The following is a 16,391-nucleotide window of genomic DNA, read 5'->3' as shown; positions in this document are numbered from 1 at the left end:
ATCATACCTTTTCTACCTTGCTGAATCCATTGTAAAACAAGCCTGAAACAGGTCGAAATTATGTCTTTCTCGCCGATTTGGCTGTAGATGATATTTACCTATTGCTAGTTCATTCCCCTTGATGTGTCGACGTTTGATCTGCAAAACTGCTAAAAATGATAACTAGATCGCATTTTGTCACAAAGTAGAGTAAAAGCACTAAGTAATTACTCTAAACCCTTACTAATCAAGTTGTTATTGGCTTGGATCGTTAGTTTTTGCTTAGTGTGTGGGATTTTAACTGGTCTGAAGAGATGATAGTGGCCAGTATGAGCATTGTATCGAATTGCCCTGTCCGGTAGCCTGCTCATCCATTAGACAAAATAACTCGTTTTCTTGGCGAAGTTAGCTGTGTTTTTCGTCATCATTTGAACAGGATTTTAATGGACACCACCCTACGAATTGAGCGCTTATATCGCGCATGAAGCATCACTTCTACCAATGCAAGTTATTGCACTTTGCAAATCAAATCTCTATCTGGTTGCTAGAATTCAGCAACCTAACTTTTCGGCTGTGCTTTTCCAAATCTGTCTCAGATTTTTCTTTCATATACCCAAAAGCGCAGCCCCAAAACCAGACATCACCCTCTGTGATTTCCAGTGGAGACTCATAAATGAGCCAACCAGAAACAACGACACCCGAATCCGTAGACGATACTCGTCTGAATAAACGTCTTAAAGATATGCCTATCGCGATAGTTGGTATGGCAAGCATGTTTGCTAACTCGCGTTACCTGAATAAATTTTGGGATCTGATCAGCGAGAAAATCGATGCGATTACCGAGGTGCCGGACACGCACTGGCGTCCAGAGGATTACTACGATTCAGATAGAACGACACCTGATAAGTCTTACTGTAAGCGCGGTGGTTTTATTCCAGAGGTAGACTTCAACCCAATGGAGTTTGGTCTTCCGCCAAACATTTTAGAATTGACTGACACGTCTCAGCTGCTTTCACTGATTGTCGCGAAGGAAGTGTTGGAGGACGCAAAACTACCAGATGGCTACGACCGTGACAAAATCGGTATCACATTAGGTGTGGGCGGTGGTCAGAAGATCGCACAGAGCCTTAATGCTCGTTTGCAATATCCAGTCCTAAAGAAAGTCTTCAAGAGCAGTGGTATAAGCGACGAAGACAGTGAAATGATGATTAAGAAATTCCAAGACCAGTATATTCACTGGGAAGAGAATTCATTTCCAGGCTCTTTAGGTAACGTGATCTCTGGTCGTATTGCTAACCGTTTTGATTTAGGTGGCATCAACTGTGTGGTTGATGCGGCATGCGCAGGCTCGCTTGCTGCAATGCGTATGGCGTTGAGCGAATTGGTTGAAGGCCGCAGTGAAATGATGATCACTGGTGGTGTTTGTACCGATAACTCACCTACGATGTACATGAGTTTCTCTAAAACACCAGCATTCACTACGAATGAAACCATTCAACCTTTTGATATTGACTCGAAAGGGATGATGATTGGCGAAGGTATTGGCATGGTTGCGCTAAAGCGTCTTGAAGATGCGGAACGTGACGGTGATAGAATCTACTCTGTGATCAAAGGGGTAGGTTCCTCTTCTGATGGTAAATTTAAGAGTATTTATGCGCCGCGCCCAGAAGGCCAAGCTAAAGCACTAAAACGTGCATACGATGACGCTGGTTTTGCACCTCATACGTTGGGTTTGTTAGAAGCGCATGGCACTGGAACGGCTGCGGGTGACGTGGCTGAATTTGGTGGTTTAAACTCGGTATTTAGTGAAGACAACGAGCAAAAACAACACATCGCGCTTGGCTCGGTAAAATCGCAAATCGGTCATACCAAATCAACTGCGGGTACAGCAGGCTTAATTAAAGCCGCGCTGGCACTGCACCATAAAGTATTGCCACCAACGATCAATGTTTCTGCTCCGAATCCAAAGCTAGATATTGAAAATTCACCGTTTTATCTCAATACACAAACGCGTCCTTGGATGCAGCGTGTTGATGGTACGCCACGTCGTGCGGGTATTAGCTCGTTTGGCTTTGGCGGCACAAACTTCCACGTGGTACTTGAGGAGTACACGCAAGAACATGCCCGTGGTGATAAATACCGTCAGCGCCAAGTACCGCAAAGTCTATTGTTTAGCGCGGAATCAAAAACGGCGCTAGTCGCGACGTTAAAGCAGCTTTCTACTAATCTTGCCGATAATTCTGTTGATCTGACTGAATTAGCGCAGCAACACGGATTGCGTGAGCTTAATGCTTCCCATGCACGTTTAGGTTTAGTGGCGACCGATGTTGCCGATCTACAAGCTCAATTGACTCAAGCCATTTCTATGATCGAGAGTCAAGCTAAAGCGACTTGGCAGCTTCCAAATGGTACCAGTTACCGTGAATCTGCATTAGTCGCAGAGAAGGGCGCAAACAAGGTTGCCGCATTGTTTGCAGGTCAAGGTTCGCAATATCTCAATATGGGTCGTGAGCTTGCCTGTCACTATCCAGAGATGCGTCAGCAGCTTGCAAAAGCGGATCAGGTCTTTGGGCATAATAAAAAGACGGCACTGTCGCAAGTGCTTTTCCCAATCCCAACCTTTACCGCTGATGCAACTAAAGCACAAGAAGCGCAATTGACGAATACGGCTAACGCACAAAGTGCGATCGGTACCGTGTCTATGGGGCAGTTTGATATTTTGACTCAAGCTGGATTCCAAGCCGATATGGTGGCGGGACATAGCTTTGGAGAGTTAAGCGCCTTGTGTGCATCTGGCGTAATCTCACAAGACGATTACTACCAGTTGGCATTTGCACGTGGTGATGCGATGGCAGCTACGCCAGCAGAAGGTGATAGCGGCACGATGTACGCCGTTATTTTGGATGCGGATAAGCTGTCTGTCGTTGAAAGCTGTATTAGTGCGTTTGAAGGTGTCAGCATCGCAAATTATAACGCGCCAACGCAACTGGTTATTGCCGGTCCAACAACTGCAGCACAACAAGCCGCGCAAGCGCTAACTGAGCAGGGTTTCAAAGCCATTGCGTTGCCTGTTTCTGGTGCGTTCCACACGCCGTTAGTAGCCCATGCTCAAAAACCATTTGCTTCCGCTATCGACAAAGTGACGTTTAGTTCACCTGCCGTACCACTTTACTCGAATGCAACGGGTAAGTTGCACAGCAAAGACAGCAAAGCGATTAAGAAAGCGTTTAAGCAACATATGTTGCAGTCAGTACGATTCAGTGAGCAACTTGAAGCGATGTACGAGGCGGGTGCTCGTGTGTTTGTTGAGTTTGGTCCAAAGAACATTTTGCAAAAACTGGTAGAGAAGACCCTCGCTGATAAGAGTGAAGAGCTGTGCACGATCAGTCTTAACCCAAGCCCTAAAGGCGATAGCGATCAGCAGCTACGTTTAGCGGCGATGCAGCTGTGTGTTGCAGGTGTCACGCTAGACAGCATTGACCCGTATCAAGCTGAGATTGCTGCGCCAGCCGCGACATCTCCAATGAACATTAAGTTGAACGCAACCAACTACATCAGTGCAGCGACACGCAAAAAGATGGATGCATCTTTGGCTACGGGCACCGTGACAGAGAAAACTGAGATTGTAGAAGTCAAAGTTGAAGTTGAAAAAATTGTGGAAAAAGAAGTGATTAAAACTGAAATTGTAGAAGTGCCGGTAGAAGTTCCAGTTGCCGCAGCAGGGCAGTCGATAGCGCCGACCAATACGTCAGTCGCGTTAACTCAAGACGCATCAACTCAAGACACTCAGGTTAGCCCAACAGTAACCGCTGCGATTTCCGTTGACGAGTCATCATTACAAGCATTTTTTAATGCACAACAACAAGCCGCTGAAGTGCATCAGCAGTTCTTGGCTATTCCTCAACAATACGGTGATACTTTTAACACCTTAATGTCTGAGCAAGCAAAAATGGCAACGGCGGGTGTGGCAATTCCAGAGAGCTTGCAACGCTCTATGGATATGTTCCATCAACATCAAACTGAAACCCTTAAAGCCCATGCTAACTACCTTGCGCAACAAGCGGCGAGCAATACCTCTGCGCTTAACATGGTGACGTCGCAAGGTGTTTCTCATACTCAACGTTCAGTTGCTCAACCACAAACGCCAGTGGCTGCACAGGTTAACCCTGTCGCTCCAACGCCAGCAGCGGCTCAAGAACGTCAAGTTAAGCCTTCGGTTGCACCAGTGCCAGCGACTCCAGCGTCTGCGAACACAGCATTACAGGCAGCGAAACCTGCACCAAAAGCGCCGGTTTTGGTACCTAGTCCTGCAGTACAGAGCGTATCGGCACCCGTAGCGGTAGAGTCTGCGAACGCTGAGAAAGTGATGCTAGAAGTAGTAGCAGAAAAGACAGGTTATCCAACAGAGATGCTGGACCTAGATATGGACATGGAGGCAGATCTTGGTATCGACTCAATCAAACGTGTTGAAATCTTAGGGACGGTTCAAGACGAAATGCCGAATCTTCCAGAGCTCAATCCAGAAGATTTAGCAGAGTGTCGCACGCTAGGTGAGATTGTTGTTTACATGAACAGCAAGATGCCAGCGGCTTCTGAATCGTCAGTGACTGTTACGGCAGCGTCGGCAGCCGTAGTAAGCACCACAGCTGCGACTAGCGGTCTTGATGCTGCAGCGGTTCAAAAAACTATGTTAGAAGTGGTCGCAGAGAAAACGGGCTACCCAACAGAAATGCTTGATCTAGAAATGGATATGGAAGCGGATCTTGGTATTGACTCGATTAAGCGTGTTGAAATTCTTGGTACAGTGCAAGATGAGCTGCCAACATTACCAGAGCTTAATCCAGAAGATCTTGCGGAGTGTCGTACACTGGGCGAAATTGTTGACTATATGAACAGCAAGCTTCCTGCAATAACGAATCAAGTGGTCACTGCCGGGACTGATCCAGTAGCGGGTGGCTTAGACGCAAATGTTGTCCAAAGCACCATGTTAGACGTTGTGGCAGAGAAGACGGGTTATCCAACCGAGATGCTAGACCTTGCGATGGACATGGAAGCCGACCTAGGTATTGATTCAATCAAGCGTGTCGAAATCCTAGGTACAGTACAAGATGAACTGCCAACGTTGCCAGAACTCAACCCTGAAGATCTAGCGGAATGCCGCACATTGGGTGAAATCGTTGATTACATGAACAGTAAGCTCAGCGTTGTTGTTGCTCAACCTGTTGTAGCTTCTGCTGCGCCAGCAGCTGCTAGCGGCCTTAATGCAGCGCAAGTTCAGTCAACAATGCTAAATGTCGTGGCAGAGAAAACAGGCTATCCGACAGAAATGCTGGATCTCGCCATGGACATGGAAGCGGATCTTGGCATTGATTCCATCAAGCGTGTTGAAATCTTAGGTACGGTACAAGATGAGTTACCGACACTGCCTGAGTTGAACCCTGAAGATCTTGCAGAGTGTCGCACATTAGGCGAAATCGTTGATTACATGAATAGCAAACTGACCACAGACACGGTTCAAGCCGTGGAATCTGCGCCAGTTGCCGCTGAAAATGGATTAAACGCTGAGCATGTTCAAGCAACAATGCTTGAAGTCGTCGCCGACAAAACGGGTTATCCGGCAGAAATGCTTGATTTAGCCATGGATATGGAAGCTGACTTAGGTATCGACTCGATTAAACGCGTTGAGATCTTAGGAACCGTTCAAGATCAACTACCAAATCTACCTGAGTTAAACCCAGAAGATTTAGCAGAGTGTCGTACATTAGGTGAAATTGTCACTTACATGCAAAGCAAACTTGCGACTACAGCTAATGTAGCAGCGGTTGCCCAAACGGGAGCTGTCGAAGCGAAGATTGTTGAAACACCAGTAACTGAACTTCCTCCTCACAGCGAGGTGGCGCTAAAAAAGCTACCAGCGGCCGATAAACTGGTCGATTGCTTCTCAAAAGATACCTGTGTTGTTATTACCGACGATGGTCATAACGCGGGTGTGTTAGCGGAAAAACTGACGGCGAATGGTATTGAGGTTGCGGTTGTACGCTGCCCACAGTCTGCAGCATCACCTTTAAATTCAGAAGTGGCGAGCTATACACTGGCCAGCGTTGATGATTCAGGTGTGAGCGCAGTGATCGGTGATATCGAAGCGGATCTGAAACAATCAAATAAAGTCATTGCGGGCTTTGTTCATTTACAAGCGACTGCCAGCGAAGGTGAGGCATCGGCTATTAATCTTAGCGTTGATGCTAAGGCATCTTTGACTGTGGCATTTTTGTTCGCTAAACACCTTAAAACACAATTGAACGCAGCAACGGGTCGTAGCGTGTTCTTTACATTAAGTCGTATTGATGGTGGTTTTGGATATTTAGACAACGAACAATTAAAAGGCGCTGAGTTAAACCAAGCGGCATTATCGGGTTTAACGAAAACGTTGAGTCATGAATGGCCTAGCGTGTTTTGTCGTGCACTGGATGCTTCAGCATCGCTAGACGCTCGTCATCTCGGTGATGCTATTACTGCAGAGTTGTTTGATATCGAGACGAATACGGTAGAAATTGGTCTGAGTGAAGCAACAAAAAATGAGTCGGGACGTGCAACATTAATCGCGACGACGCCAGGCTCTGCACTGACTAAAAACACCGCAGCCCAGTTAACCAAAAGCGACAAAGTACTGGTAACTGGTGGTGCAAAAGGTGTGACATTTGAATGTGCACTAACACTAGCGAAGCAGTGTCAATCACACTTTATTCTTGCTGGTCGTAGCAAGCACATCACGTCTGATGAGCTTCCACAGTGGGCAAAAGGTAAGCAACCGAACGAACTAAAACCTGCAGCGATTGCTCATTTACAAGCCTCTGGTGATAAGCCAACACCAAAGAAAGTGGATGCGTTATTGAAGCCAGTGCTAAGTAGCCTAGAAATTAACGCCTCGCTTGCTGCGTTTAGCCAAGTCGGTGCGAGCGCAGAGTATTTAAGCCTTGATGTATCTAACCGCGAATCGGTTGGCAAGACTTTAGCCGCTCATAGCGATATTACAGGCCTTATTCACGGCGCAGGTGTTCTTGCTGATAAACACATTCAAGATAAAACGCTTGATGAATTGAATATGGTTTACGGTACAAAGGTTGGTGGACTTGAGGCGGTATTAGCTGGTCTTGATAGCAGCAAGCTTAAGTTGATTGCGATGTTCTCTTCTGCGGCTGGTTTCTATGGCAATACGGGCCAAAGTGACTATGCAATGTCGAATGAAATCTTAAACAAAGCGGCACTACAGTTGTCTGCACGTCACCCAGAAGCGAAAGTGATGAGCTTTAACTGGGGACCGTGGGATGGCGGTATGGTCAACGCTGCTCTGAAGAAAATGTTTACAGAGCGCGGTGTGTACGTGATTCCTCTTCAAGCGGGAGCCGAGCTATTTAGTTCTCAACTGCTGGGCGAAACGGGTATCCAATTGCTTGTGGGCACGAGCATGCAAGGTTCTGACAATAAGGAAGCTGCTGTAAAAAAGCTTAGTGCGGAGTCTGTGCATCTTGCAAAGAGTCCGCTAAACACAACGATCACTGTGACACGTAGCCTTGACCCAAAAGCATTGCCTTTTATTCAAGACCACTGCATTGCCGGTAACCCTGTGTTACCGACAGTGTGTGCCATTCAATGGATGCGTGAAACAGCGCAGCAACAGTTAGGCGTGAGCGTGAGCGTTCATAACTATAAATTGTTGAAAGGTGTGATTTTTGACACTGATGAAGTTCAGGAGTTAACGGTGACGTTGTCACCTTTAACTAAGTCTTCAGGACGAATGAAAGCAATGATTCATTGCCAAGGTCGCCCTCAGTATCAAGCGGAATTACAAATTGCTGAAGCACAAGCTTTATCGGATATTCCTAGCGCTGCAACGAAGCAGTTTGAGATGTCCGACTCGGGAAGTGTGGCGACGAAAGAATCGCTGTATAGCGATGGAACCTTGTTCCATGGACCGAGATTGCAAGGTATCACGACGATAGAGCGTTTTGATGACATGAGTTTGCTGGCTCAGTGTCAGTTACCGGCGATTGCTGATAGCGACTGCGGTGTATTTGTGGCGAAAAACGGTTTTGCAGATAGCCAACCATTTGCGGAAGATTACTTGTTGCAAGCTATGTTGGTTTGGGCTCGTATGAAATATGGTGCGGCAAGCCTGCCATCAACGATTGGTGAGTTTGTTTGTTATCAACCGTTGCAGGCTGGTGACAAAGGCTGGATAGAGTTAGAAGTGATTAAAAGCACGGCTCGCTCATTGCAAGCCAATGTATCGCTGTATCATCAAGACGGCCGTTTGAGCGCGACAATGATGGGCGCTAAGGTGACCATCAGTAAGAGTTTGAATGATGCATTCTTAGTGAAATCAACAGTAGAAAAGGAGCTGACGTCATAGTGAGCTTATCTTCTCAACAAGCGATGCCATTGCGCATCGCTCTTTTAGCTCAGTCGGCAAACGCCACTGAGCTTTCTGCCGACTTATTATCACTACTGCCAGCGGTTCAAAAAATCGTTATAGGGTCAGACTTTCACCACGCACTCCAAACTGCCATTGAGGCAGTGGCTAATGGAGAGTGCGTGGAATTGATTTCTGACGCTAACGAAGGTTACCGAGTAGAGCGCTTGTTGATGCTGAGTGCGTTAACGGCCGCGAAGAATAAAATTCACCCAGATGCCTATTTTTCGGGTTATAGCACAAACCTTGAGCAAGCCTTGCTGCAAGCTAAGCGCAGTGTATCTGACGTGAGCTTTGAACGGTCGTTTGACGCGCTATCATCAGCCCAGCAATTTTCAGAGCTGACTAAAACCGTTGAGGCTATTTCAGAGCGAACTTTGTCTGGCCATTACTGGTTTACACAACCGCATCGCGCGCGCGTCGCTTTATTAACTTTCAGCACGCGACCAGGCGGCAATCAAACCCCTACCAGTCTGACTACCAATAGCTTAGTACTCACTCAGGCAACAGGGCTGGCACAGGCTAAATCATTACTGTCAGAAGAGAGGGTCATGTTTGTTCTTTCAGGACAAACAGAAGCGAGCCTTGAGGCTAGTTTAACTCAATTGGCTGGTGACATTCGTGCCGCAGACAATAGAAATCCAATTGGTTTGCTTGAGCTTATGCGCAGCAATCTGATGAATTTTCAGCAAAAGACAGGTAGTGACAATGATGTCACTCAGGCAACTGTCGTCATTCAAGCGACGAGCGCTGATGGCGCACTGAAAGAAATTTCGGCTATGTCGAAGTCGTTAGCGTCGGTATTTGCTGATGGTGGTCATTATAAGACCCCATCGGGTAGCTGCTTCTCTGCGGCTCCTGAAAGTAAAGATGGCGTAACGTTTGTCTATCCGGGCGTCGGTACTGTCTATCCGGGGATGCTAGCGGATTTCCATCGCTACTTTCCAGCGCTTTTTGCTCGATTAGAGCGAGAAGGAAATTTGGAAGAAATGCTGCAAGCGCGCAAGACGTACGCCGACGAAGCGCAACACATGTCGTTGAGTGAGCTCGCCATTGCAGGTGTGGGCAGCAGTTACCTGCTGACACAACTATTGTGTGATGAGTTTGAAGTGACGCCAGATTTCGCCTTAGGCTATTCCAAGGGGGAGGCCTCGATGTGGGCAAGTCTTGGAGTGTGGCGTAATCCACACGCACTTATCGAGATGACGCAGACGAGCCCGATTTTCACTACAGCAATATCAGGTAAGCTCACTGCCGTTCGGCAAGATTGGCAACTAGATAGCGATGAAGACATTCAATGGAATAGCTTTGTGGTTCGCAGCGATGCTCCAGCTATCGAGGCATTGTTACCTGAGTATCCTCGTGCGTATCTTGCGATTATACAAGGGGACACCTGTGTTCTTGCTGGGTGTGAAGCAAGTTGTCGTGCATTGCTCAAAAAACTGGGTAAGCGCGGCATTGCAGCAAACCGAGTGACGGCGATGCATACGACACCGGCCTTGAGTCAACACGATCAAGTTCGTGAATTTTATACGCAACCCTTGTTTGACAACTTGCCAGAGCACATCCGTTTTATTAGTGCTGCTGGACTTCCTGCTCACGGGCAAGATTCAGCAACGCCGGACAATCATCCTATTCGGATTGATAGTGCCAGTATTGCCAAGTCTATCGCGGATACGTTCTGTTCAACGCTTGATTTTACTTCGTTAATTCGTAGCGCTCGTAAGCAAGGCGCTCGTTTATTTATTGAAGTGGGCGCAGACCGTCAAACGAGCACACTGATTGATAAGATTAACCGCAGTGACGATGTCTCGAGTGACTATTGTACGATTGCGGTGAATGCGAAAGGCGGGGACGATGTCGTCACGTTACTTAAATGCATCGGTCAGCTTATTACCCATCAAATTCCTCTTTCTGTAACACCGCTTTTAACAGGCTTAGAGCGTGAGATAAATCATGCGTCTGTTAAGTGTGGTTTATCGCCAGCAGAAATAGTAGCGAATCATCACCAAGGAGAGCCAGTGTGAGTTCTCAACATAACAACAAAATCGCCATTGTAGGTATTGCCAATCAATATCCATCGGCTGATACGCCACAAGATTTTTGGCAAAACTTATTAGATAAAAAAGATGCACGTTCAACATTAAGTGCTGAAAAGCTGGGAGCGAATCCAAAGGATTATCAGGGATCTCAAGGACAGTCTGATCGCTTTTATTGCGACAAGGGCGGCTATATCGAAAACTTTACGTTTGACGGTCATGGTTACCGTGTAGCGCAGGAGTATTTCAACGGCGTCGACCAGAGCTTTTTGTGGGCACTTGATACTAGCCGAAAGGCGCTAATCGATGCCGGGGTTGACTTGAGTGCGGAGGTGCTTGAGCGTACTGGCGTCATTATGGGCGCGCTATCATTCCCAACGACACGTTCAAACGACCTATTTTTGCCCATCTACCATTCCGTGGTAGAAAAAGCGTTAAAGAGTAAGTTAAGTAATGAGCAGTTTTCTCTGTTGCCTACCAATGAACAGGCGGGTGATCTTCACCCAATCAACGGGGCAGCCGCGCACAATGCATCCAAACTCGTCGCTGACGCTCTAGGGCTTGGAAACGTACAGCTAAGTCTTGATGCTGCTTGTGCAAGTTCCGTCTATTCATTGAAGCTGGCCTGTGACTATCTCAATACCGGTAAGGCTGACATGATGCTGGCGGGTGCGGTTTCTGGTGCTGATCCGTTCTTTATCAACATGGGTTTCTCCATTTTCCATGCTTATCCCGATCACGGTGTGTCTGTTCCTTTTGATAGCAATAGTAAAGGCTTATTTGCTGGTGAAGGCGCCGGGGTATTAGTACTCAAACGTTTAGGAGATGCGCAGCGTGATGGTGACAATATTTATGCCGTCGTGAGCGGCATTGGTTTATCTAATGATGGACGCGGCCAGTTTGTTTTGAGTCCTAACAGCAAAGGCCAAATCCAAGCGTTTGAGCGTGCATACCAAGCCTCAGAGCTAACGCCAGATAGCATTGAAGTGATTGAGTGTCACGCCACCGGCACACCACTGGGTGACAAAGTCGAATTGACTTCGATGGAGCGCTTCTTTGCTGACAAGCTTAATGGGACTAACGTGCCATTAATTGGTTCGGCTAAATCGAACCTAGGACATTTGCTTACCGCAGCGGGAATGCCGGGGATCATGAAAATGATCTTTGCCATGAAAGAGGGCGTGCTGCCGCCGAGTATTAACCTTGAAAATCCACTGTCGTCACCGCAAGGGCTGTTTGGTTCCCAGACATTGCCTAGACAGGTTCAGCCGTGGCCGGTTAAAACGGGTAATACTGAACGCTGTGCTGGCGTATCGGTATTTGGGTTTGGTGGCTGTAACGCGCACTTATTGTTGGAAGCCTATTCTGCTTCTAATGTCGCGACGTTGGCAAATACTGAGCGAGCACCGAGCACTTCGAAACTAAACATAACGGGGTTAGCGTCTCATTTTGGTTCCTTGCAAAGTATTAATGCGTTTGATCATGCCATTAAGACGGATAGTAACGCCTTTATTGAGCTGCCTAACAAGCGCTGGAAGGGACTTGATAAGCACCCTGAATTACTGAGCCAATTTGGCCTTAATGCTGTGCCTCATGGCGCGTATATTGATCAGTTTGAGTTGGATTTTCTGCGTTTTAAGATCCCACCAAATGAAGATGACCGTTTGATTTCTCAGCAGTTACTGTTGATGAAAGTCGCTGACGAAGCGATTCGGGATGCAAAATTAGTGTCGGGGCAGAAAGTCGCGGTATTGGTGGCGATGGAAACAGAACTTGAAATGCATCAGTTCCGTGGCCGCGTAAACTTGCACAGTCAGTTAGCCGATAGTTTTGCCAACATGGGCATCGAGCTCACGACAGATGAATATCAAGCGCTCGAAAAAATTGCTATGGACAGTGTGATGGATGCAGCAAAGCTGAATCAATACACCAGTTTTATTGGCAATATCATGGCGTCTCGTATTTCTTCGCTGTGGGACTTTAACGGTCCAGCCTTCACTATCTCAGCGGCCGAACAGTCTGTGGCTCGTTGTATCGACGTAGCGCAAAATCTGATGTCGCAAGAGTCAATCGATGCAGTGGTTATCGCCGCGGTCGATCTCAGTGGCAGTGCGGAACATGTCATTTTGCAAAACAGTGTCACACCGGTTGCGATGAACGCTCAAGATTCAGGTTGGAATGTGGGTGAAGGAGCGGGGGCGATGGTTCTTGTTGATGAGAGTCATGCCAACGCTAGCCAAGTTCCGGCGACCAGCTATGGTCAAGTCACTGCGCTTGCTTTTGGCTCTAGTAGAAGCAGTCAAGCCGTTACGGATGCATTGCTAACACAAACGGCGACCACTCCAGGCCAGATAGATGTGCTTGAACTTAATCAGGTACCAGCGAGTTTCGGTGAGACTAACCATGATTCAATTTTACCAACAGTGAATGCCAAACGTACTCAAGCTAGTCAAGTGGTGGGGCATTGTGCCTCTGCTTCTGGAATGGCGAGCGTGTTAAATGGCTTATTGAATCTTGAGAGCGTGCCAAATGGTGCGAGTAAACATGCGCTTGTCGCCAGTATTAGTGAAGGACAATGTTCTCAACTGCTGATTCGTCAGTCGAGTACAGAGTCTCAAGCGTTGGCGGTTCGGTTACAAACTGAATTAGCGACGGATGCCAAGCGTCAATTGATTAGGTCAGTGAGCTTAGGCGGCCGCGATATCTTCCAGCATATTACTGAGTCTCCGCTTAGCCAATTAGCTACGATTCAACAAAAATCAGCCGGAAAGCAGCCCGAGCGACGCGCTGCTGTACCAACAGTGGCACAAATGACACAGATACCAGCAATGCCTGCAGTATCGCCAGCAGTGGAACCTGTGTCTGAGAAATTAGCGAATGCGCCACTTCATGTGTCAGCGTCTTCCACTATGTCTGCTTCTGCTCCTTCAACTTCGACTGTTGCAGCCCAGCCTGCGGCAAGTCAAAATCTGTTAATAGGTAATCACAGTACGATGACTGATGTTTTATCCAAGAAAAATGGCGCACTAACTGCGCAAAATACACCGGTAGCGACCGCTTCACATACTGCATTTCTACAAAATCAGCAGTTGACGCAAAAGGTTCACCAAGAATTCTTGAACACACGAGCGCAAGGTATGCAAATTGCAGATGCCTTACTTAAAGCGCAACTGAATGATATTACCAAAGGACTAGAGGCTGGTTCGGTAAGCGGAATTCGTCAGGTGAGCACGGCACCAAACGTCGTAGAAGCTGAATCAGCGCAACCAGCCGTTCAAGCGGCACCCGTTAATGTTTATGCGGCGCCACCAAGGCCAGAACGCAAGCCATGTATTTGGGATTACGACGATCTTGTTGAATACGCAGAAGGGGATATAGCTAAGGTATTCGGCCCAGATTACGCCATTATCGATAGTTATAAGCGCCGTGTAAGGCTACCAACTACCGATTATCTATTGGTGTCACGTGTGACCAAGCTTGATGCAACGATGTTGGAATACAAGCCAAGCACTATGACAACCGAGTATGATATTCCAGTCGATGCACCTTATCTTGTAGACGGTCAAATCCCATGGGCTGTTGCGGTTGAATCTGGCCAGTGTGATTTGATGCTAATCAGTTACTTAGGCATTGATTTTGAGAACAAAGGCGAGCGTGTTTACCGTCTTCTTGACTGTACGTTAACCTTCCTCGGTGACTTACCACGTGGTGGTGATACGCTACGCTACGATATTTCGATTAATAATTATGCTCGAAATGGCGATACGCTGTTGTTCTTCTTCTCGTACGAGTGTTTTATCGGCGACAAGATGATTCTAAAAATGGACAACGGTTGTGCTGGTTTCTTTACTGATGAAGAACTGGCTGACGGCAAAGGCGTGATTCATACCGAAAGTGAAATCAAAGCTCGTCAACTGGCGACTAAGCAGCGTTTTGAACCACTCTTACATTGCCCGAAATCACAGTTTGATCATACGGCATTGCGTCACCTTCTCACGGCGAATATCGCCGAGTGTTTTGGTGCGACGCATCAGTCTAATCGCCATCAACCGTCCCTGTGCTTTAGCTCAGAGAAGTTTATGATGATCGAGCAAGTGAGCCGAGTTGAACCGCAAGGTGGTACTTGGGGCTTAGGGCTTATTGAAGGTCACAAGCAACTAGAGAAAGAGCACTGGTATTTCCCTTGTCACTTTAAAGATGACAACGTGATGGCTGGTTCATTGATGGCAGAAGGCTGTGGTCAATTATTGCAGTTTTACATGATGCATCTTGGCATGCATACGCTTGTTGAAAATGGTCGTTTCCAGCCGCTAGCGAACGCGCCGCAGCAAGTGCGTTGCCGTGGTCAAGTATTACCACAGTCGGCACAGCTAACGTACCGCATGGAAGTGACGGAAATTGGTGTAAGCCCACGTCCGTATGCCAAAGCGAATATTGATATTTTGCTTAACGGTAAAGTGATTGTTGATTTCCAAAATCTTGGCGTGATGATTAAGGAAGAAGCAGAATGTACGCTTTATCCTGAGCTGGCGAGTCAATTGAATACGACTCAACTAACCACGACGACAGAAACGTTCGCTAGTCCAGTACAGACAGGGTCTAAGCCTAAGACTCAAGCGTCTGTAAACGCACCTTTGATGGCGCAAATTCCAGACTTAGCGACGGCACCGAATAAAGGCGTGATTCCGTTGCAACACGTAGAGGCACCCGTTACACCTGACTACCCAAATCGAACACCAGATACGGTTCCGTTCACGCCGTATCATATGTTTGAATTTGCGACTGGTGACATTGAGAAATGTTTCGGACCAGACTTCGCTATCTACCGTGGCATGATCCCACCACGTACCCCATGTGGCGATCTTCAGTTAACGACACGCGTTGTTGAAATTAATGGCAAACGTGGCGATTTTAAAAAGCCATCATCGTGTATTGCAGAGTACGAAGTTCCAGAAAATGCCTGGTATTTTGACGAGAATAGTCATCAGACATTAATGCCATATTCAGTGCTTATGGAAATTTCCCTGCAACCAAATGGTTTCATTTCAGGTTATATGGGTACCACGCTTGGCTTCCCTGGCGAAGAACTGTTTTTCCGTAACTTAGATGGCAGCGGCAAGATGCTGCGCAATGTCGATTTACGCGGTAAAACCATCACCAATGATTCACGCTTGCTTTCAACTGTGATGATGGGCACAAATATTGTGCAAAGCTTTAGTTTTGAGTTAAGTACGGATGGCGTGCCTTTCTATGAAGGAACCGCGGTCTTTGGTTACTTCAAAGGCGCAGCGCTTAAAGACCAGCTTGGTCTGGATAACGGTAAAGTGACGCAACCATGGCATATCGATAATAATCGCACGCCGGATGTCACCATCGATTTACTCGACAAATCGAGCCGTTACTTTAACGCGCCGGTATTAACGAGTGGCGCAACTCAACCGCACTACCAGTTAGCTGGTGGACGTTTGAACTTCATCGACAAGGTGCAAATTACCAGCGATGGTGGTAAGTCAGGGCTAGGTTACTTGTATGCCGAGCGTACTATCGACCCAAGTGATTGGTTCTTCCAGTTCCACTTCCATCAAGATCCTGTTATGCCGGGCTCATTGGGTGTCGAAGCGATTATTGAATTAATGCAAACCTATGCGCTTAACAAAGACCTGGGCGCGGGTTTCCGTTCACCGAAATTTGGTCAGATTCAATCTGAAGTGAAGTGGAAATACCGTGGACAAATCAACCCGTTGAACAAACAAATGTCGCTTGATGTGCATATTACCGCTATTAAAGATGAAGATGGTAAAAAAATCATTGTTGGTGATGCCAACTTGAGCAAAGACGGTCTTCGTATCTATGAAGTAAAAGACATCGCAATTTGCATTGAAGAAGCTTAAGTGAGAAAGGAC

At 47.1% G+C, this 16,391-nt stretch carries 3 protein-coding genes; all 3 read left to right on the top strand.

Translation table 11 applies throughout. From position 1 onward, the window contains the following. The first annotated feature begins 652 nt into the window (after positions 1–652). Genes L4D05_RS09200 through L4D05_RS09190 form a run of 3 tightly spaced genes read left to right on the top strand, consistent with a single transcriptional unit; the run spans position 653 to position 16,379 of the window. Entirely contained in the window at positions 653–8,389 is a 7,737-nt protein-coding gene (locus L4D05_RS09200) for a phosphopantetheine-binding protein (protein WP_428793734.1), read from the top strand. After that, positions 8,389–10,476 (top strand): PfaB family protein, encoded by a 2,088-nt coding sequence (locus L4D05_RS09195; RefSeq protein ID WP_428793733.1) that lies wholly within the window; start codon positions 8,389–8,391, stop codon positions 10,474–10,476. The genes L4D05_RS09200 and L4D05_RS09195 overlap by 1 nt, the downstream gene beginning before the upstream one ends. Beyond that, positions 10,473–16,379, top strand: a complete 5,907-nt coding sequence (locus tag L4D05_RS09190; RefSeq protein WP_428793732.1) for a beta-ketoacyl synthase N-terminal-like domain-containing protein — start codon at positions 10,473–10,475, stop codon at positions 16,377–16,379. The genes L4D05_RS09195 and L4D05_RS09190 overlap by 4 nt, the downstream gene beginning before the upstream one ends. Positions 16,380–16,391: the final 12 nt, after the last annotated feature.

This window comes from Vibrio nomapromontoriensis (assembly GCF_050337205.1).
Taxonomy (GTDB): Bacteria; Pseudomonadota; Gammaproteobacteria; order Enterobacterales; family Vibrionaceae; genus Vibrio; species Vibrio nomapromontoriensis.
Note: the sequence above shows the minus strand (reverse complement) of the source record. Positions and strands in the feature narration are given on the sequence as shown.